Origin of the sequence: Streptosporangium minutum, assembly GCF_002149035.1 — a bacterium.
GTDB classification, from domain to species: domain Bacteria; phylum Actinomycetota; class Actinomycetes; order Streptosporangiales; family Streptosporangiaceae; genus Streptosporangium; species Streptosporangium minutum.
The window spans coordinates 35,040-53,748 of record NZ_NGFP01000024.1 but is presented as its reverse complement, the minus strand read 5'-3'; the positions used below and the strand labels follow the sequence as shown (position 1 = coordinate 53,748).

20 protein-coding genes and 1 riboswitch are annotated in these 18,709 nt (G+C 71.7%); of the genes, 6 read left to right on the top strand and 14 right to left on the bottom strand.

Annotation, left to right across the window (positions count from 1 at the left end; genetic code table 11):
- The 6 genes from CA984_RS08080 to menD all read right to left on the bottom strand — a co-directional run.
- Positions 1–294 (bottom strand): DnaJ domain-containing protein (locus CA984_RS08080; RefSeq protein ID WP_479725528.1); only part of this gene is annotated, 294 nt, incomplete at its 3' end.
- Positions 291–821, bottom strand: coding sequence for a nucleotide exchange factor GrpE (locus CA984_RS08075; protein WP_086569856.1), 531 nt, complete (start codon positions 819–821; stop codon positions 291–293). The genes CA984_RS08080 and CA984_RS08075, both read right to left, overlap by 4 nt.
- On the bottom strand, positions 814–2,715 hold the full coding sequence (dnaK, locus tag CA984_RS08070) for a molecular chaperone DnaK (RefSeq protein ID WP_086569854.1): 1,902 nt from the start codon (positions 2,713–2,715) through the stop codon (positions 814–816). The genes CA984_RS08075 and dnaK overlap by 8 nt, the downstream gene beginning before the upstream one ends.
- Before the next feature lie 318 nt (positions 2,716–3,033).
- A complete protein-coding gene (locus CA984_RS08065; protein WP_086569852.1) occupies positions 3,034–3,546 on the bottom strand; it encodes a YflT domain-containing protein in 513 nt (170 codons plus the stop codon).
- 77 nt (positions 3,547–3,623) lie between these two features.
- Positions 3,624–4,259, bottom strand: a complete 636-nt coding sequence (locus CA984_RS08060) for a DedA family protein (RefSeq protein WP_086569849.1) — start codon at positions 4,257–4,259, stop codon at positions 3,624–3,626.
- Positions 4,260–4,452: 193 nt separating this feature from the next.
- Entirely contained in the window at positions 4,453–6,108 is a 1,656-nt protein-coding gene (gene menD, locus CA984_RS08055) for a 2-succinyl-5-enolpyruvyl-6-hydroxy-3-cyclohexene-1-carboxylic-acid synthase (RefSeq protein WP_086569847.1), read from the bottom strand.
- 108 nt (positions 6,109–6,216) lie between these two features.
- On the opposite strand from menD, the gene CA984_RS08050 reads away from it, so the two are divergent.
- The 3 genes from CA984_RS08050 to CA984_RS08040 all read left to right on the top strand — a co-directional run bounded on the left by CA984_RS08050 (position 6,217) and on the right by CA984_RS08040 (position 9,376).
- Positions 6,217–7,392 (top strand): AMP-binding protein, encoded by a 1,176-nt coding sequence (locus CA984_RS08050; protein ID WP_207620782.1) that lies wholly within the window; start codon positions 6,217–6,219, stop codon positions 7,390–7,392.
- 50 nt (positions 7,393–7,442) lie between these two features.
- On the top strand, positions 7,443–7,829 hold the full coding sequence (locus CA984_RS08045; protein ID WP_086569844.1) for a hypothetical protein: 387 nt from the start codon (positions 7,443–7,445) through the stop codon (positions 7,827–7,829).
- Positions 7,830–8,014: 185 nt separating this feature from the next.
- Positions 8,015–9,376 (top strand): RNA polymerase sigma factor, encoded by a 1,362-nt coding sequence (locus tag CA984_RS08040; RefSeq protein ID WP_086569842.1) that lies wholly within the window; start codon positions 8,015–8,017, stop codon positions 9,374–9,376.
- 82 nt (positions 9,377–9,458) lie between these two features.
- On the opposite strand, the gene CA984_RS08035 is transcribed toward CA984_RS08040, so the two are convergent.
- The 3 genes from CA984_RS08035 to CA984_RS08025 form a co-directional block, all read right to left on the bottom strand.
- Positions 9,459–9,773 carry a DMT family transporter gene (locus CA984_RS08035; RefSeq protein WP_086569840.1) on the bottom strand — a complete coding sequence of 105 codons (315 nt, stop codon included), beginning with the start codon at positions 9,771–9,773 and terminating at the stop codon, positions 9,459–9,461.
- A complete protein-coding gene (locus CA984_RS08030) occupies positions 9,770–10,441 on the bottom strand; it encodes an FMN-dependent NADH-azoreductase (RefSeq protein ID WP_242675806.1) in 672 nt (223 codons plus the stop codon). The genes CA984_RS08035 and CA984_RS08030 overlap by 4 nt, the downstream gene beginning before the upstream one ends.
- 120 nt (positions 10,442–10,561) lie before the next feature.
- Entirely contained in the window at positions 10,562–10,963 is a 402-nt protein-coding gene (locus CA984_RS08025) for a hypothetical protein (protein ID WP_086569836.1), read from the bottom strand.
- A gap of 151 nt (positions 10,964–11,114) precedes the next feature.
- On the opposite strand from CA984_RS08025, the gene CA984_RS08020 reads away from it, so the two are divergent.
- The gene (locus tag CA984_RS08020) at positions 11,115–11,702 is read left to right on the top strand and encodes a TetR/AcrR family transcriptional regulator C-terminal domain-containing protein (protein WP_086569834.1); all 588 of its coding nucleotides are present in this window, start codon (positions 11,115–11,117) and stop codon (positions 11,700–11,702) included.
- 417 nt (positions 11,703–12,119) lie between these two features.
- Complete coding sequence (locus tag CA984_RS08015) at positions 12,120–12,311, top strand: DUF5999 family protein (protein WP_031164576.1); 192 nt, start codon at positions 12,120–12,122, stop codon at positions 12,309–12,311.
- Between the two features lie 3 nt (positions 12,312–12,314).
- Here CA984_RS08015 and CA984_RS08010 read toward each other — a convergent pair whose 3' ends face one another.
- Positions 12,315–12,911: an alpha/beta hydrolase family protein gene (locus CA984_RS08010; RefSeq protein ID WP_086569866.1), complete on the bottom strand. Its 597-nt coding sequence runs from the start codon at positions 12,909–12,911 to the stop codon at positions 12,315–12,317.
- 121 nt (positions 12,912–13,032) lie between these two features.
- Between CA984_RS08010 and CA984_RS08005 the strand changes: the two genes are divergently transcribed.
- Positions 13,033–13,380 carry a hypothetical protein gene (locus tag CA984_RS08005; RefSeq protein ID WP_207620781.1) on the top strand — a complete coding sequence of 116 codons (348 nt, stop codon included), beginning with the start codon at positions 13,033–13,035 and terminating at the stop codon, positions 13,378–13,380.
- A 14-nt stretch (positions 13,381–13,394) separates the two neighbouring features.
- On the opposite strand, the gene CA984_RS08000 is transcribed toward CA984_RS08005, so the two are convergent.
- The 4 genes from CA984_RS08000 to CA984_RS07985 all read right to left on the bottom strand — a co-directional run bounded on the left by CA984_RS08000 (position 13,395) and on the right by CA984_RS07985 (position 18,657).
- Complete coding sequence (locus CA984_RS08000; protein ID WP_086569830.1) at positions 13,395–14,177, bottom strand: hypothetical protein; 783 nt, start codon at positions 14,175–14,177, stop codon at positions 13,395–13,397.
- A gap of 123 nt (positions 14,178–14,300) precedes the next feature.
- Entirely contained in the window at positions 14,301–17,156 is a 2,856-nt protein-coding gene (gene gcvP / locus CA984_RS07995; RefSeq protein ID WP_086569828.1) for an aminomethyl-transferring glycine dehydrogenase, read from the bottom strand.
- Between the two features lie 158 nt (positions 17,157–17,314).
- Positions 17,315–17,406: riboswitch (glycine riboswitch) on the bottom strand.
- 15 nt (positions 17,407–17,421) lie between these two features.
- The gene (locus CA984_RS07990; protein ID WP_012890655.1) at positions 17,422–18,042 is read right to left on the bottom strand and encodes a MerR family transcriptional regulator; all 621 of its coding nucleotides are present in this window, start codon (positions 18,040–18,042) and stop codon (positions 17,422–17,424) included.
- A gap of 144 nt (positions 18,043–18,186) precedes the next feature.
- A complete protein-coding gene (locus CA984_RS07985) occupies positions 18,187–18,657 on the bottom strand; it encodes a bifunctional nuclease family protein (protein ID WP_086012361.1) in 471 nt (156 codons plus the stop codon).
- Between the last annotated feature and the right edge of the window lie 52 nt (positions 18,658–18,709).

The following is an 18,709-nucleotide window of genomic DNA, read 5'->3' as shown; positions in this document are numbered from 1 at the left end:
GCCCCGCGCGCCCCGACCGGCCCTGGCGCGGGCCCAGGTGTCCGGGTCCACGTCTTCGGGCACCTGGCGGAAGTCCGGCCCGAACGCGTCGTAGCGGCGGCGCGTCGCGGGGTCGGACAGGACGCTGTAGGCCTCCGAGATCTCCTTGAAACGGTCCTCGGCGCCCGGGTCCTTGTTGACATCGGGATGGTAGGTCCGCGCGAGCTTGCGGTAGGCGCTCTGGATCTCGTCCTGGCCGGCGTCCCTCGACACTCCGAGGCTTTCGTAGAAGTCGCGGGTCGTGGTGGCCATCATCCCTCCCTGGCCACCACGACCAGCGCGGGCCGCAGTTGCCGGTCGCCGTCTCCGTAGGCGGGCCGTACCACGTGCAGGACCGTCCCGTCGGGAACGCCCTCCTGGGCGAGTGTGGCCACCGCCTCGTGCCTGGCCGGGTCGAAGACCAGCCCGGCGTCGTCACGGCGCGGGAAGCCCAGGCGGGCGAGCACGTCCTGGGCCTGGTCCCGGATCGCCCGCAGTCCTTCGGCGATGGAGGCCGGGTCGCTTTCGGCGTGCTCCAGCGCGCGTTCCAGGTTGTCCAGCACGGGCAGCCATTCGGCGGCGGCCCGCGCGCGCTCCTCCGCCCGCACCCGTTCGGCGTCCCGGCTGACCCGCTTGCGCAGGTTGTCGAGATCGGCCAGGGCGCGCCGCCACCGGTCCTCCAGCTCGGTGATCCGCCGCTGGAGCTCGGCGACGTCCGGGGCGGAGCTCTCGGCGCTCTCCCGGACGGGCTCTTCCCGCTCGGACGCCTCACGCGCCGGTTCCCGCTCGGACGCCTCACTCATCGGTCGTGAACTCCGCGTCGATGACGTCGTCGTCCCCTCCACCGCCCTGAGCTCCCTGGGCGCCCSGGGCGCCCGGACCCGCCCCAGCCGGCTGGCCCGCGGAGGCGACGGCGAGGCTCTGGTAGACCTGCTGCAGCTCGGAGGTCAGGGACCGGAGCCGGTCGACCGGGGTGTCCTGCTGCTTGACCGCGTCACGGGCGTCGTTGACGAGCATCTCGGCCCGCGCCTTCTCATGGACGGCCACCGCGTCGCCCAGCTCGTTCAGCCGCCGTTCCACCTGGTAGGCGGCGCTGTCGAGCTCGTTGCGCGCGTCGACCGCCTGCCGCAGCCGCGCGTCCTCCTCACGGTGCTGCTCGGCGTCGGAGACCATGCGCTCGACCTCGCTCTGGTCGAGGTTGGAGCTCTCGCTGATGGTGATGCGCTGCTCGGCGTTGGTGTCCTTGTCCTTGGCCGAGACGTTCACGATCCCGTTCGCGTCGACGTCGAAGGTCACCTCCACCTGGGGCTCGCCGCGCGGCGCGGATCTGATGTTCTCCAGCCGGAACCTGCCCAGGGCCCGGTTGTCGGCGGCGCGTTCGCGCTCCCCCTGGAGCACCACGACGTCGACGGCGCTCTGGTTGTCCTCGGCGGTGCTGAACACCTCGGTACGGCGGGCCGGGATCGTCGTGTTGCGCTCGATGACCTTGGTCATGATCCCGCCGAGCGTCTCGATGCCGAGCGAGAGCGGCGTCACGTCGAGCAGGACGACGTCCTGCAGATCACCCTTGATGACGGCCGCCTGGACCGCGGCGCCCAGTGCCACGACCTCGTCGGGGTTGACCGTCATGTTCGGGTCCTTGCCGCCGGTCATGCGGCGCACCAGGTTCTGCACGGCGGGCATCCTGGTCGAGCCGCCCACCAGGATCACCTCGTCGATGTCGTTGGAGGAGAGCTTGGCGTCGGCTATCGCCTGCTCGACCGGGCCCTTGCAGCGCTCCAGGAGGTCGGCCGTGATCTCCTCGAACGTCGCCCGCCGCAGCGTGGTGTTCAGGTGCTTGGGGCCGGAGGCGTCCGCCGTGATGAAGGGCAGGCTGATCTGCGTCTGGGTGACCGAGGACAGCTCGACCTTGGCCTTCTCCGCCGCCTCGAACAGCCGCTGCAGCGCCTGGGGGTCGTTGCGCAGGTCGATGCCGTTGTCCCGCTGGAACTCGTCGGCGAGGTAGTCGACGATGCGCCGGTCGAAGTCGTCGCCGCCCAGGTGGGTGTCGCCCGAGGTCGACCGTACCTCCACGACGCCGTCGCCGATGGTGAGGATGCTGACGTCGAACGTTCCGCCGCCCAGGTCGAAGACGAGGACGGTCTCGTTCTCCTTGCGGTCCAGACCGTAGGCGAGGGCGGCCGCGGTCGGCTCGTTGATGATCCGCAGCACCTCCAGGCCGGCGATCTTCCCGGCGTCCTTGGTCGCCTGGCGCTGGGAGTCGTTGAAGTAGGCGGGCACCGTGATGACCGCCTCGGTGACCTTCTCCCCGAGGAACTTCGAGGCGTCGTCGACCAGCTTGCGCAGGACCTGGGCGGCGATCTCCTCCGGCGCGTACAGCTTGCCGTGGACGTCGAAGCGCACGGCCCCGTCCGGGCCGGACACCACGTCGAACGACACGGCGTTCATCTCGCTGGTGACCTCGTCGAAGCGGCGCCCGATGAACCGCTTGGCGGAGTAGATCGTCCCCTTCGGGTTGAGAATGGCCTGACGCCGGGCCAGCTGCCCGACCAGGCGCTCGCCCTGTTCGGTGAAGGCCACGACCGACGGCGTCGTCCGGGACCCCTCGGCGTTGGGGATCACCGTGGGCTGGTTGCCCTCCATCGTGGCGATCACCGAGTTGGTGGTGCCGAGGTCGATCCCGACAGCTCTAGCCATTTCTGACCTCCAGTGTGGGCTGTGCCGCCGGCGTTCGTCCCCGGCGGGCTTGTCGCATCCTCAGACCTTGTAGTTCTGTCCCTCCGCGGGCCGGATGTCCGGCTGGGACGTCGAAGCGGGCGGACGGTCGTCTCCTCGCCGCCGCGCCATAACGGGAGGGGGACCGGCGCCGAGAGGGGGCACGGGAGGTGGCGGCACCGCGACCCCGTGGGCGGCGCGGGCGCGCCCCCACCGCCTGGAGGCCCTCTCCCCTCACGGAACCGTCCGGCTGGAGCCGCCGAAGTGCGAGAGGGCCGCGCGGCCGGCGCGGGCCGTCCGCTAGAACTGCGGGGTGTGGGGGGTCTGCGGAGTCTGGGGGACCTGCGCGGCCTGCGGGGTGCCGACCTCCAGGAGCCTGCGGGCCTCCGCCGCGCGGTCGGTCGTGACCAGCACCTGGTACCGGTTGGCGACGATCGCGCTGGAGGACAGGAAATCCCGTTTGCCGCCGGTCAGCGCGTGGCCGATCAGCCCGAAGATCGCTCCCGCGATCGCGCCCCACACCAGCGCCCACAGCACCAGGAGAAAGGGGAACCGTCCAGGGGTGAAGATCGCCAGGAACAGGCCGATCAACAGGCCGATCCAGGCACCCGTCGCCGCTCCCATGCCGGCGGCGCGCAGGTAGGTCAGCCGCCCGAGCACCTTTTCGACGAGCCTGAGGTCCGATCCGACGATCTTGGTGTGCTCGACCGGGAACTTCTGGTCGGAAAGGTAGTCGACGGCTCTCTGAGCCTCCAGGTAGGTGTTGTAGGAGGCCACCGGTTCATAGGCGATCGAAGTGTCGTCAGTGCGCATGGCGCTTCCCTTCACGGTGAGTCGTACTCCCTCACCGTGACCGCATCACCGCGGGCCCACATCCCCAGGTCTGGTAGTCAGGCCGCGCCCGCGGGCTCCTCGGCCTCCTGGGCGGCCATCCTGGCCGCCCGGCGCTTGACGAGCAGCGTGGTCACGACGCCGAAGAGCACCGCGAGCACCAGCCCCGCCCAGGAGAAGCCCTTGAGCCATTTCTCGGCGACCCTGCCCAGGTAGTAGACGACCGCGGTGGTCCCACCCGCCCAGGCGATCCCGCCGAGCACGTTGGCGGTCAGAAACCTCCAGTACGGCATGCGCAGGGCCCCGGCCAGCGGGCCTGCCAGGATGCGCAGCAGCGCGACGAACCGGCCGAAGAACACCGTCCACATGCCGTAGCGCTCGAAGTAGCGCTCGGCCTTGGCGATGTGGGACGGGCCGAAGTGCTTGGGGAACCTGCGGCCCAGCCGGTCGAACATGGGCTTGCCGCCCTTGCGGCCGATGGCGTAGCCGATGGAGTCGCCGACGATGGCCCCGACGCTGGCGCAGATCCCGACCCAGAGCGGGTTGACCACGCCCTGCGCCGCCAGCAGCGCGGAACTGACCAGGACGATCTCCCCGGGCAGCGGAATGCCGAGGCTCTCCAACCCGATCACCAGCCCGACCAATGCACAGATCCACAGCGGGGGAATCGCCTGGAGCCATTCGTCGACATGCATGACGGACACCTTATTGGGTCAGCCGGACCGTTCCCTCCGGGACGGCGGGGCGCCCCGGAGGGAACGGTTCACCGGCCCCGGGTCCCAGGGCCCGCCAGGGCCGGCGGCCGCGCTCTCCACCCGGACCGCCCCGCCGCGGCCTCACATGACCTGGCGGCGGCCGCGCTCTCCCCCGGACCGCCCCGCCGCGGCCTCACATGACCTGGCGGATCGCGGCGTGGGCCGCGTCGCGCATCATGGCGTGCAGGACCGCGTTGGACTCCCGGTCGCTGCGGACCTCGACGATCCGCGGCCCCTCCCCGCGCAGCGCCTTGGAGAGCTGGTCGGGCTCGTCCACAAAGGTGTACGGAGTGCCGGTGGCGGCGGCCACGTGAGCCAGGTCCACCCCGTGCGCGGTGCCGAAGACCCGCTCGAACGGGTCGCGCAGCGAGGCCTGGGGCAGCAGCGAGAAGATCCCGCCGCCGTCGTTGTTCACCACGACCACGCACAGGTCGGGGCGGGGTTCGCGGGGGCCGAGGATCAGGCCGTTCTGGTCGTGCAGGAAGGTCAGATCGCCCATCAGCGCGTAGGCGGGGCCGTTGTGCGCCAGGGCCGCGCCCATGGCGGTGGAGACCACGCCGTCGATCCCGGCGGCGCCCCGGTTGGCCAGGACCCGCAGGCCCCTGCGGGGACGCATCGCCTGGTCCAGGTCGCGGATGGGCATGGAGGAGCCGGAGAACAGCAGCGACCCGTTGGGCAGCGTGTCCGCCAGGTCGCGGGCCAGGCGCGGCTCGCTGAGCCCGGCCCCGTCCAGCACCTCGTCGATCGCGGCCCTGGCCGCGTGGTCGGCGCGGCGCCAGGAGTGCAGCCAGGCGTCGTCGCCGGCCGCGACCGGGATCTCCACCGCCTGCGCCACCTGGGTGGCCGAGCGGGTCGGGTCGGGCCAGCGGGCCAGGTCGGGGGCGACCACGATGTGCTCGTCGGCGTGCCTCAGCCAGTTCAGCAGCGACCGGGACAGGCCGGGGCGGCCCAGGGTGACCACCACCTCGGGCCGGTGCCGGTCGGCGAACTCGGGGGTGCCGAGCAGGAAGTGGTAGGCCGACATGGCGTGGTCGCCGTAGCGGGCGCCGCCGTTCGGCTCCGACAGGACCGGCCAGCCGGCCATGCCCGCCGCCGCGACGTATCTGCGGATGTTGGAGGCGCCGTCGCCGACGACCAGCACGCCCCGCCGGGTCGGCGGCAGGTGCAGCGCCACCGCCGGGGGCGCCACCCGGGCCCGGATCCAGGGCCCGTTGGCGTCGCCCTCCAGGGACTCGCACCAGGAGGCGTCGCCGTCGGGGATCAGCGGCTCGCGGAAGGACAGGTTCAGCTGGACCGGGCCGGGGTCGGTGGGGCCCAGCGAGCGCTGGTAGGCCCGGCAGGCCAGCGACCGCCAGTAGGCGACCTGGCCGGGCCGGTCCTCGGGCACGCCGACCTCGCTGAACCAGCGGACCGCCGTGCCGTACAGCTTGATCTGGTCGATGGTCTGGCTGGCGCCGGTGTCGCGCAGCTCGGGCGGCCGGTCGGCGGTGAGCAGCAGCAGCGGCACCCCCGACTCGTGCGCCTCGATGACCGCCGGGTGGAAGTTCGCGGCCGCGGTGCCGGAGGTGCAGATCAGGGCGACGGGGCGCTCGCTGCGCCGGGCCAGGCCCAGCGCGAGGAAGGAGGCCGAACGCTCGTCGATGCGCACGTGCAGCCGGATCCGGCTGTCGGCGTGGACGGCCAGGGCCAGCGGGGCCGAGCGGGAGCCGGGCGCGAGGACCACGTCCGTAAGGCCGCAGCGCACGAGCTCGTCGATCAGCACCGTCGCGAGCGCGGTGGCGGGGTTCACCGCACTGCCTCCTCTGGCCGTCGCCCCCGGAGGGGCGGTTCTGTTTCCGCTGCGCCGAGGCGCTCCTCGGCTGTTGTCCGGCTTGTCGGCACTAACCTTACGACTGTGATGACCGGTTCCGCGCACCCGGAGCAACCTTGCCCTCGACGGGAGCTGCACGCCGTCGTGCTGCCGCCGGGCCCCGAGCTGTTCCGGGCCGTGAGCGCGGCGCTCGACGGCCGGGGCCCCGCCGTACTGCCCCTCTCCCCCGCCCTGCCCGCCCGGACGCTGCGGGCCACGCTCGACGCGCTGCGCCCCACTCACGTCAACGGCGTACGGCACGAGCACGGCGTGGGGGTCTCCCCCGAGGTCGCCGTGGTCATCGCCACCAGCGGTACGACCGGCGTCCCCAAGGGGGTCCAGCTCCCGGCCGCGGCCCTGCGCGCCTCCGCCGCGGCCTCGCTGCGCCGTCTGGACGCCCGGCCCGGCGAGCGCTGGCTCTGCTGCCTGCCGCCCTCCCACGTGTCGGGGCTGCAGGTGCTGGTCCGTTCGCTGCTGAGCGAGACCGAGCCGATCGTGCACGACGGCTTCTCCCCCGAGGCGGTGCTCGCCAGCGGCGCCGATCACGTCTCCCTGGTGCCGACCCAGCTCCGCCGGCTGCTCTCGGCGGACCTGTCGGTTTTCCGGACGATCCTGCTGGGTGGCGCCGCCGCCCCCGCGGACCTGCTCGCGGCGGCGCGTGCCGCCGGCGCGCGGGTGGTCACCACGTACGGCATGAGCGAGACCTGCGGCGGGTGCGTCTACGACGGCGCCCCCCTCGACGATGTGGACCTCAGGGTCGGCGACGACGGCCGGATCCGCGTCGCCGGACCGGTGCTGTTCTCCGGCTACCGGCTCCGCCCCGACCTCACCGCCGCCGCCCGTGACGGCGACTGGTTCCTCACCTCCGACCTCGGCTCCCTGGCCGGTGGGCGGCTGCGCGTCCTGGGCCGGGCCGACGACGTGATCAACACCGGCGGGGAGAAGGTCGTCGCGGCGGCCGTGGCCGCCGTCGTGGCCGAGCATCCGGCGGTCGCCGACGCCGCCGTGATCGGCCGTACCGACCCCGAATGGGGTGAGCGGGTGGTCGCCGTCGTGGTCTCCGCCGCACCCCCGACCCTGGCCGAGCTCCGCGCTTTCGCCAAGGAACGGCTGCCCGCCTACGCCGCCCCCGCCGAGCTGGTCCTTGTGCCCGAAATACCGCTTTTGCCCAATGGCAAGCCGGACCTCGCAACCCTCCGTTATGGTCTCCAACGGGAACCATAAGGACGCCTTCGCACGTCAAACAGACAGCCGAAGCAGGAAGGACGAGCCCGATGAACGTAACCCGCAAGACGTGGGTCTCCGCCGGCATCGTCAGCGTGGTCCTCGCCGGCGGCATATCCGTCGCGGCGGCCGCCGCGACCGGCGGGATCGGCAGGAACGGCGAGCCCGTGCCCGCGGTGGAGGGCGACCAGCCGATCTCCGAGGGCGCTCGGACCTCCCAGAGCCCGCCGGACCTCTCGGCGGGCCCCGAGGGAGACACCCCGGCGCAGGAGGACCCGTCCCAGGGGGCGACCGCGCCCGCGGAGGAATACGTGGTCTCCAAGGAGGTCAACCCCGACCCGCGGCAGGTCACGCGCTACTGGACCGAGCAGCGCCTGGAAGACGCCCAACCGTTGCCCATGCCCGTGGTCGAAGGTCCTGTGGACATCACTGAATAAGCCATACCAGGCGCCCGGAGAGGGTGGATCGCGGTAACGGCGATCCACCCATCATATTTTCCCCGTCAAGTCGGGAACAGAAAGTTCTTGAGTGGGGTTATTGGTACTGGTGCGCAGAGCGGCTCCCTCGCCGCCCCACCCCACAACCTGTAAACAGACGACTCCGTGATGGAGGAGGTGTCCTCATGCCCCAAACCGCCGTGGCGACCTCACCTGAGGCCCCGACGACCCTCGAGCAGCTCCTTGACCGAGGGCGAGTCCAGGGCCACCTTTCACTCGCGGAGCTGCGTCACGCCTTCGCCGAGGCAGGGATCAGCCCGACCGAGGGCAGGTCGATCCTGCGGGAGCTCACCGAGGCGGGCGTCAGCCTGGCCGCCGAGAACGAGCCCCCGCTCGCGGCCGCGACCGCGGCCAAGAAGTCCGCGGCCAAGAGCGCCGCCCGCAAGACGACCACCCGCAAGACGAAGGCCGCGTCCGACAAGCCCGGCAGGACGGCCGCCCCCGAGAAGAAGGCGGTCACCCGGGCCGAGCCCGCCGCCAAGGGCGCCGGCTCCGAGGCGGACGACGAGGAGTGGACCGCCCCCGAGGAGGCCGAGCTGGAGGCCGAGCCGACCCTGGACCTGGACGACCAGTCCTCGGTCATGGGCGACTCGGTGCACACCTACCTCAAGTCGATCGGCCGCCGCACGCTGCTGACCGCCGCCCAGGAGGTCGAGCTGGCCAAGCGGATCGAGGCCGGTCTGTACGCCGAGTCCAAGCTGGAGGCCGAGCCGGGTCTGTCGGCCGCCATGCGCGACGACCTGGAGTGGGTGGCCGAGGACGGCCGCCGCGCCAAGGACCACATGCTGGAGGCCAACCTCCGGCTGGTCGTGTCGGTGGCCAAGAAGTACACCGACCGCGGCATGGCCCTGCTCGACGTGGTCCAGGAGGGCAACCTCGGGCTGATCCGCGCGGTGGAGAAGTTCGACTACACCAAGGGGTACAAGTTCTCCACCTACGCCATGTGGTGGATCCGCCAGGCCATCCAGCGCGGCTTCGCCGACTCCGCCCGCACCATCCGGCTGCCGGTCCACGTGCTGGAGATGCTCTCCAAGCTGTCGCGCGTCGAGCGTGACATGCACCAGCGTCTCGGGCGCGAGCCCACGCCGGAGGAGCTGGCGGTCGAGCTGGACAAGACTCCCGACCAGATCGAGGAGCTGCTGCGCACCAGCCGCCAGCCGATCAGCCTCAACGCCACCATCGGCGAGGACGGCGAGACCACCATCGGCGACCTCATCGAGGACGTCGACTCCCCCGAGGCGTCCGAGGTGGTGGACCGCCAGCTCCTCGGCGAGCAGCTGCGGGGCGTGCTCGGCAACCTCTCCCCCAGGGAGGCCAAGATCATGGCCCTGCGCTTCGGCCTCGTCGACGGCAAGCCCCACACCCTCGACGAGATCGGCAAGCACCTCGGCCTGACGCGCGAGCGCATCCGCCAGCTCGAGAAGGAGTCCCTCTCCAAGCTGCGCCACCCCAGCAACACCCGTCCCCTGCTCGACTGGGCGAGCTGACCTGACGTGCGAGGCGCCGTCGTGACCTTCCCGTCGCGGCGGCGCCTTCGCATGTCCGGCCCCGGGTCCCGCGGCCGGGCGCTCAGCCGAGCGCCCGGGCCAGCACGATCCCGCCGATGATCAGCGCGAGCGCCGCGACGCGCCCGGCGCTCACCGGATCGCCGTGCAGCACGACCCCCAGCCCGATGGCGCCGACGGCGCCGATGCCGGTGAACACGGCGTAGGCCGTGCCGACGGGAAGGGTCTGCATGGACTTCGACAGCAGCCAGACCGCGACGGCCGCCAGCGCGAAGCAGATCACCGTGGGGACCGGCCGGGTGAACCCCTCGGTCGGCTTGATGCTCTGCGACCAGGCGATCTCCACCAGCCCCGCCAGCACCAGCATGACCCAGCTCATCGCCCGGCCAGCTTCCCGCCGAGCTCGGCGGCGGTCTCCATGGCGGCCTCGTAGGACCTCTCGTGCTTGTCCCGCAGGCCGGCCAGCGCGGGATCGATCAGCGAGTTGGTCAGCTCGGCGTGGATGAACACGACGTCGTCGACACCGAAGTGCCCCAGCAGGAAGTCGCGCAGGAAGCGCTCCTCGTGGTCGAAGGACTCCCTCGGCGTGCCGGGTCCGTAGGCTCCCCCTCGCGCGCCGGCGACGACGAACGTCCGGCCTTTCAGGCTCATCTTGGGGAAGGTCACCTGGTCGATCCAGGCCTTCAGCGCCGACGGGACCGAGTAGTTGTACATCGGCGTGCCGATCAGCACGACGTCGGCGGCCTCCAGCTCGGCCAGCAGGGGCTCCACGATCGCCCAGGCGTCCGCCTGGGCCGGGGTCCGCACCACCTCCCGGTAGCGGCCGATGTCGGTGATGCCCTGGGCCAGGACGGCGTAGCAGAGCTCGGTCCACGCCTCATTGACATGCGGGACCTGGTCGACGGCCAGGTCCCGGTAGGTGTACGCGCCGCCGGGGTCGGCCTCGCGCCACGTCCGGGCGAAGGTTCCCGACAGGGCGCGGGAGAAGGACGCGCGACGGGCGCTGGCGTCCAGGTGCAGCAGGTGGCCCATGACTCTCCGATCCATAAATGGACACTCTGTCCGCTTGTCATGGTAGCGACAAGCGGACACAGTGTCCACATAAAGAAACACCCACCGCGGGCTGCGCGGTGGGTGTCGGAGGGCGGTCGCCCCGGGGAGGGGGTGTCAGCGTGCGGCGACGGCGACCGGACGCGGGACGCGGGCGATGCCGGTCAGGCGGTTCTGCTCGCGGAGGGTGCGCAGGCGGTTGACCTCGTCGGTCCACTCGGCGCCCTTCGGGGTGGCCCGGCCCTTGCGGCGGCGGATCCGGTCGTCGTAGGACTTCACGCCGAACGTCGCCCGCTGGTTGGCCTCGGCCGCGCGCAGCGCCTCGGTCAGGGCGGCGTCGAAGGCCCGGCCCGCGGCCCGGCGCTCCTCGGCGGAGGTCGAGGTGGCCTGGACCCGGCGCAGCTCGGCCTCGGCGGCACGCGCCTTCTCCAGGAGCTCGGGGAAGCTCTTCCCGACCTCCTGGTCAGCGTGGTAACGGACCTCCGCCTCCCGGCTCACGCTCGGTCGGAAAAACGCCATCTTCTGCCCTCTCTCACCCGTCGCCGGGCATTCCCCGGCAGTTCACAGGCCGTAGCCTACGCCGTCGGCCCCTCCCTCACACACTCAGGCACCGTCCCGTCCGGCGCGCCCGCCTTTACGCAGTAAGGCCAAAGCTGGCAGGATGGCCCCCATGCCTGCCAAGCGACCGCCCATCCCGCTCTCCAGGGAGCGCATCATCGAGGCGGCCCTGCACATCGCCGACAGCCAGGGGTTGCGGCGGCTGACGATGCGGCGGCTGGGCGACGCGCTCCAGGTCGAGGCGATGGCCATCTACCATCACCTGCCGCGCGGCAAGGACGCCCTCATGGACGCGCTCGCCGAACACGTCACCACCGTGCACGCCGAGCCCGGCGAGAGCTGGCAGGACAGCGCGAGGGCGTGGTGCCGGGCGAGCCGGGCAGCGCTGCGGGAGCATCCCGGCGTGCTGGCGCTGGCCCTCACCAGACCGCCCAAGGGACGGGCGGCGATCGCCGTGCGGGAGCAGACCGACCAGCTGGCCGACGCGGGGCTGGCCGACGCGGCACGTGCGGTGCGCGCGATGCGGGCCTACGTCTTCGGGGCGGTGGCGGTGGAGGTGCAGCAGTCCGGCTGGGCCGAGCCGGCGGGCGACGACGACGAGCCGTGGCGGCCCCCGTCGCGGGGCGGCGGCAGCCCGGCGGCCGACGACGACTTCGAGCTCGGCCTGAACGCGCTCCTGGCGGGCCTGGACGGTGCCTGAACAGCCCCGGGCGAGGCCGACAAGTCGTAACCGATCATTTACCGACCCTGCGGCGTGTCGCACTTGGCCTGTTATCAGTCCATGAGGCATGCTGTGTTATAGGTCACACCCCCGAAAATCCCCGAAGGACTCACCCTTTCCACGCTGCAAACAGTCCTAACGGGCTATGTCGCCGGGTGCGGCCAGATCCCACACTTGTGCGTGCGGTCAGATCGCACGTTCAAGGGTGCGATCCGACCACGGATTTGATCTGCTTGATGTGCGGGCCTCACCCAGCCCGAGGCGCGCATGGCCATATAGTCCATCCAGATGCTCATCCCCCCGTCACAGGTGGGAACGGAGTCCCATCGGGACGGTGCCCGCCGGTGTCCGATGTCGATTCCAGCGAGCCGACAAGAGAGATCCGGAGGCACGCCGATGTGCCCGCACCAGCCGTCCTGTCCGTCCGCCGAGGCGCTGGACCGCGAAGCCGCCCGTACGATGGCAGCCCACCCCGAGCAGGGATGGAGTCTGCTCTGCAACGGTGTGGTGCTGTTCGATGACACCGGCGAGCTCCTGCCCGACGGTGCCGTCATCGAGCCGCACCGGCCACTGGCCGGCGTAGCCTGACCGTCACGCCGAGCCAGGCCGCATCCTCACCTCAAGCCACTCAGCGACGACCTCGCCCACGCGGGCGGGGTCTTTCTTGAGGTCGTGCCCCTCGCCCGGCAGCACCACCAGGCGCGCGGCGTCCGCCGCCTCCGGCACGCCGAACGGGTCGCGATCCCCGTTCACCACGAGCACGTCCACGCCCGCCGCGCGCAACTCCCCTGCACGGGACCGTTCGGGCCTGCCCGGCGGGTGGAGCGGGAAGGCCAGCGCGACGACCGCCTCGGCCCCGACCCCGAGAGCCGTACGGCAGGCGACCCGGGCGCCGTTGCTCCGCCCGCCCTGCGCGAGCGGCAGCCCCGGATAGCGTCCCCGGAGCTCGGCGACCAGCGCCTCCCACGCCTCGTCCTGCTTCACCGCCGAGCCCGGGGCCCGGGCGCCCCGCAGCCGGAACGGCTGGAGCACCCGCGCGACCACCCCGCCGACCCCAGCCGTGGCGTCCCGTACGGCCAGCAGGTCCGGGGCTTCCACTCCCCCGGCCGAGCCGTGGGTGATCACCAGCAGGAAGCGCGGATCGGCGACCTCGTCGATCTCCGCCAGGGCCGGGCCGTGCGGGGTCATGATCTCCAGGGGGAGTGCCTCGCTCCGGGTGGACACAGATCTCGTCCTAACGGCTGATGCCAGGGACCGCGTGTGGGCGGAGAATCGGGACGTGCAGGAACATCAAGATATCCGACAGGACATGCGGGCCACCATCGAGGCCCGGCGCGAGCTCGGTCCGGAGTACGAGGCCGCGCTGGTGGAGTCGTTCGTGGAGCGCCTCGACGCGACCATCGCCGCCCGTGTGCGGACCGAGATGCACCTCGCCGGAGGCCCGCCGCCCTACCCCGGCCCCTACGAGCAGAGGGGGCGGCAGCGCAGGAGCGGCAACTCCTCCATCCCGATCGCGCTGGGCTCGATGGGCATCGGCATCCCGCTGACCGCCATCGCCGCCAACGAGGCGGGCACCGCGGGGCTGCTGCTGGCGTGGGCCGGCATCGTCGCGATCAACTTCGCCCACGCGATCAGCCGCTGGCGCGGCCGCGACTGACCGCGGCGGGAGGATCAGGCGCCGCGGTTCAACCGGAGGCGGACATCCTCCGCGAGCCTCTCGTCGGCGCTGTCCAGACCGTAGCGCCACACCTGCTCGGCGTCCTCGTCGCGGCCCCTCAGCGGGAGGGTGCGGGCCAGGAGCTCGATGGCCAGCGCGGCGGTCTCCGCGTCGCCGCCATCCTCGATCGCCCCGGCGAACTCCGCGCACGCCATCTCCAGGTGCGCGATGCCGAGCAGGACCCTCAGCCTGGGCACATCCGCCACGTCCGGCACCGAGAGCGCCGTCAGGAGGGCCTCCGCGGCCTCACCCGCCTCGCCCTCCTCCAGCAGGAGCTCGGCCAGCGACTGCGCCGCGCGGGAGGCGATCTCCGGGTCGGCGGTGGCCAGGGCGGCCCGCAGTGCCTCCTCGGCCTCCCGCTGTCCCGCCGCGAGCCTGGCCAGGGCCATGTACGCCAGCGGGACGTAGGCGGGGTTCCCCGCCCCGAGGGCGGCCTGCCAGGCGCCTCGGGCCTGGTCGAGCAGATCCTCCTGCTCGAAGCTCCGGGCGAGCAGGCAGGCGGCCTGCGCGGCGAACTCCGGATGCCCGGTCGCCAGCGCGGTCCGCGCGGCCGTCCGGGCGCCCGGCGCGTCTCCGCGCTCCTGGAGCACCACCGCCAGCCCCACCGCCGCCTGTGCCCGGTCGGGCTCCGCGGGATCGGCGGCGAGTTGCGCGAAGATCGTTGCCGCGCCGTCCAGGTCGCCGCTCTCGGCCAGTTTCCGCGCGGTGTCCAAGGGGTGCGTGTCCACCTCTGGCATGCAGGGTCCTCCCGGGTAAAGGAATGCCCCGAGCCTAACGACTCGGGGCCACGCCCGTCCCCCCGCGCGGGGGTGGAAAATACGGGCCCGCGCCGGGAGGGCGCGGGCCTCGGGCGGCGGGGATCAGTCCTCGTAGGCCTCCAGCGGCGGGCAGGAGCACACGAGGTTGCGGTCGCCGTAGGCCTGGTCGATGCGGCGGACCGGCGACCAGTACTTGCCCTCGCGCACCGACGGCAGCGGATAGGCCGCCTCGGTGCGGGTGTAGGGGTGGGCCCACTCGTCGGTGACCAGGCAGTCGGCCGTGTGCGGGGCGTTGCGCAGCGGGTTGTCCACCCTGTCGTAGGCCCCGGAGGCGACCTTCTCGATCTCGCCCCGGATCGCGATCATCGCGTCGCAGAAGCGGTCGAGCTCGGCCAGGTCCTCGCTCTCGGTCGGTTCGATCATCAGCGTGCCGGCCACCGGGAAGGACATGGTCGGCGCGTGGAAGCCGTAGTCGACGAGGCGCTTGGCCACGTCGTCCACGGTCACGCCGGTCTCCTTGGTGATCTGGCGCAGGTCGACGATGCACTCGTGGGCGACCAGGCCGCCACGGCCGGTGTAGAGGACCGGGTAGTGCGGGGCCAGCCGGCGCGCCAGGTAGTTGGCCGACAGGATGGCCTGCTCGGTGGCCGCCGTGAGGCCTTCGGTGCCCATCATCCGGATGTAGGCCCAGGAGATGGGCAGGATGCCCGCCGAGCCGTACGGCGCGGCCGAGACCGGGCCGACCGCCGAGCCCTCGCGCAGCGGGTGGCCGGGCAGGTAGTCGGCGAGGTGCGCGCGGACCGCGACGGGGCCGACGCCCGGGCCGCCGCCGCCGTGCGGGATGCAGAAGGTCTTGTGCAGGTTGAGGTGGGACACGTCCGCCCCGAACTCGCCCGGCTTGGCCAGGCCGACCAGCGCGTTGAGGTTGGCGCCGTCGACGTAGACCTGGCCGCCGGCCTCGTGCACCCGCTCGCAGATCTGGGTGATGGTCTCCTCGTAGACGCCGTGCGTGGAGGGGTAGGTCACCATGATCGCGGCGAGCTGGTCGCGGTGCTTGTCGATCTTGGCGTTGAGGTCGTCGAGGTCGACGTTGCCCTCGTCGTCGCAGGCGACCACGGCGACGCGCATGCCCGCCATGACGGCGCTGGCGGCGTTGGTGCCGTGCGCGGAGGACGGGATCAGGCAGACGTCGCGGCCGGACTCGCCGCGCGCCTTGTGGTAGGCGCGGATCGCCAGGAGACCGGCGAACTCGCCCTGGGAGCCCGCGTTGGGCTGGATCGACACCGCGTCGTAGCCGGTGACCTCGGCCAGCCAGTCCTCCAGCTCCTTGATCAGCTCAAGGTAGCCCGCGGCCTGCTCCTGCGGGGCGTAGGGGTGCAGCCCGGCGAACTCCGGCCAGGTGATCGGCTCCATCTCGGTGGTCGCGTTGAGCTTCATGGTGCAGGAGCCCAGCGGGATCATCGACCGGTCGAGCGCGATGTCCTTGTCCTGAAGCCTGCGCAGGTAGCGCAGCATCGCCGTCTCGGACCGGTGGCTGTGGAAGACCGGGTGGGTCAGGTAGTCGCTGACCCGCGCCAGGGCGGCGGGCAGCGCGTCGTGCGTGGCGGCGTCCAGGTCGGTCAGGACCGCGCCGTTGACCTCGAAGGCGGCCAGGACCTGCTCCAGGTGGATGAGCTCGGTCTTCTCGTCGCAGGTGACGCCCACGTGGTCGTCGTCGACCAGGCGCAGGTTGACCCCGTTGTCGCGGGCCGCGGCGACGACCTGGGCCGCGCGGCCGGGCACGCGGGCGAGCACGGTGTCGAAGAAGGTGTCGTGCACGACCTCGACGCCACCGTGGCGCAGGCCCTCGGCGAGCACGACGGCGTGCCGGTGGATGCGCCGGCCGATCCGGCGCAGGCCCTCGGGCCCGTGGTAGACGGCGTACATGCCGGCGATCACCGCGAGGAGGACCTGCGCGGTGCAGATGTTGCTGGTCGCCTTCTCGCGGCGGATGTGCTGCTCACGGGTCTGCAGCGCGAGCCGGTAGGCGGGGCGCTGGTCGGCGTCCTGGGAGACGCCCACCAGGCGGCCCGGCATCTGCCGCTGCAGGCCGTCCCGGACGGCCATGTAGGCCGCGTGCGGGCCGCCGAAGCCCAGCGGGACGCCGAAGCGCTGGGAGGAGCCGATCGCGATGTCGGCGCCGAACTCGCCGGGCGCGGCGAGCAGGGTGAGGGCCAGCAGGTCGGCGGCGGCGACCACCTGGGCGCCGCGCGCGTGGGCGGCGTCGGCGATGGAGCGGAAGTCCCTGACCCGCCCGCTGGCGCCGGGGTACTGCACGAGCACGCCGAAGCACTCGGGGAGCTCGGCGGTGAAGTCGCTCTCGACCAGCTCGATGCCGAGCGGCTCGGCCCTGGTGCGCAGCACGGCCTTGGTCTGCGGCAGCGCGTCGGCGTCCACCACGAACACGTCCGACTTGGCACGGCCGGCGCGGCGGGCCAGGGTCATCGCCTCGGCGGCGGCGGTGGCCTCGTCCAGCAGGGAGGCGCCGGCGACGTCGAGCGCGGTCAGGTCGGAGACGACCGTCTGGAAGTTGATCAGGGCCTCCAGCCGGCCCTGGGAGATCTCCGGCTGGTAGGGCGTGTAGGCGGTGTACCAGCCCGGGTTCTCCAGGAGGTTGCGCCGGATGACGCCCGGGGTGATCGTGTCGTGGTAGCCCAGGCCGATCATCGAGGTGAGCACGCTGTTGCGCGCGGCCAGGGCGCGCAGCTCGGCGAGGGTCTCGGTCTCGCTCGCCGCCGGGGGCAGGCGGAGCCGGTCCTTGGCCCGGATCGCCTCCGGTACGGTCACCGCGACCAGGTCGGCGGTGGAGGCGAATCCGACCACCTCCAGCATGCGGGTCTGGTCGGCGTCCGCGGGCCCGATATGACGGGTGGCGAAGGGCGGAGAGGTGAGCTCGCTGAGCGGTGACAGGTCGGTCATGGGAAGCCTCCCGAGGTGGTGGAGACCGGCGCTGGGCGCGGGCTTATGCCGGATCTCCCCCTCTGTCACCTCGACCTGAGAGCTTCACCCCCCCTGCCGGGGAGGCTTTCACCGTCGGTGAGACGCGTCTGGCGGACGCACCTGCTTTCCAGAGTCGCCTCGTCCGTGCGGTACCGGGTGCCTGAGAGATTCCGGGGAGGTTGCTCCTTCGGCGCCCCGATCATGTCGGGGTCTCTCCCGCACAGGGTCAGCAGCGAGACCAACTTTACCCCGTACGCCGAGCCCTGCGACGGCGGGCCAGCTCATCCGCGTGGTGATCGTCTAAAGGGCCCTGGCCGGACTCCGCGCGCTCGCCGGGAAGATCCGCGAGGGAGCCCTCCACCTCCTGCCACACCCGGCCCAGCGCGATGCCGAAGACACCCTGACCGCCCTGGAGCAGGTCGATGACCTCGTCGGGCGAGGTGCACTCGTAGACGCTCACCCCGTCGCTCATCAGCGTGATCTGGGCGAGGTCGTTGACGCCGCGGTCACGCAGGTGCTGTACGGCGATGCGGATCTGCTGGAGGGAGACGCCGGTGTCGAGCAGTCGTTTGACGACCTTGAGCACCAGGATGTCGCGGAAGCCGTACAGTCTCTGGGAACCCGATCCGTGGGCGGCCCGCACGGTGGGCTCGACCAGGCCGGTGCGCGCCCAGTAGTCCAGCTGCCGATAGGTGATATCGGCGGCCGCGCACGCGGTGGGTCCTCGGTATCCGATGTCGGCGGGCGCTTTCACCGGCTGCCCGTCGAAAAGCAGACCCTCTTCACCCGCGCGCTGACGTGCCGACTGGCGCCGTTCCGGGTCATCCTGATCGGCGTTTCTACCCTCGCCGCTGCTGACCGCCACGCGGACCTCCGGCTTTCTCTCATCCCACGGCCTGATCTGGGGGTTTGCGCACGGCCGTGGGTTTCACTTGCACCGTAGGACTGGGGCCAAGCTCAGTCAACGACCCCACCCGGCGCGTCGTGAAGCGTAAATGCACCGAAATTCCTACCCCGCGCGACCGAAGTCCTCGGGCGTGATTGTGTCAAGGAACTCCCTGAACTTCTCCACCTCGTCCTCCTGGTCGTCGGGGATGATCACCCCGGCCTCCCGGACCACGTCCTCACTGGCGAAGATACGTGCGCCTGTGCGAAGTGCCAAGGCGATCGAGTCAGAGGGACGGGCACTCACCTCGACCCCGTTGGAGAACACGAGGTCGGCGAAGAAGATCCCGTCACGGAGGGCGACGATGTTCACCGTGCTCAGCCGGACGCCGAGCGCGTCGAGCACGTCACGGAACAGGTCGTGGGTGAGCGGCCGCGGGGGCGGCTCCTCGGCCTGTGCCATGGCGATCGCCGTCGCCTCCGTCATGCCAATCCAGATTGGCAGATAACGCTCCCCATGTGCCTCCTTCAGCAGAACAATTGGCTGGTTGGAGGGCATCTCAACCCGAACGCCCACGACCTCCATCTGCAACACGGGCTGCTCCGTCTTCGCTGGATTCCGACCGGTTTGTTCAACGTAACACTCG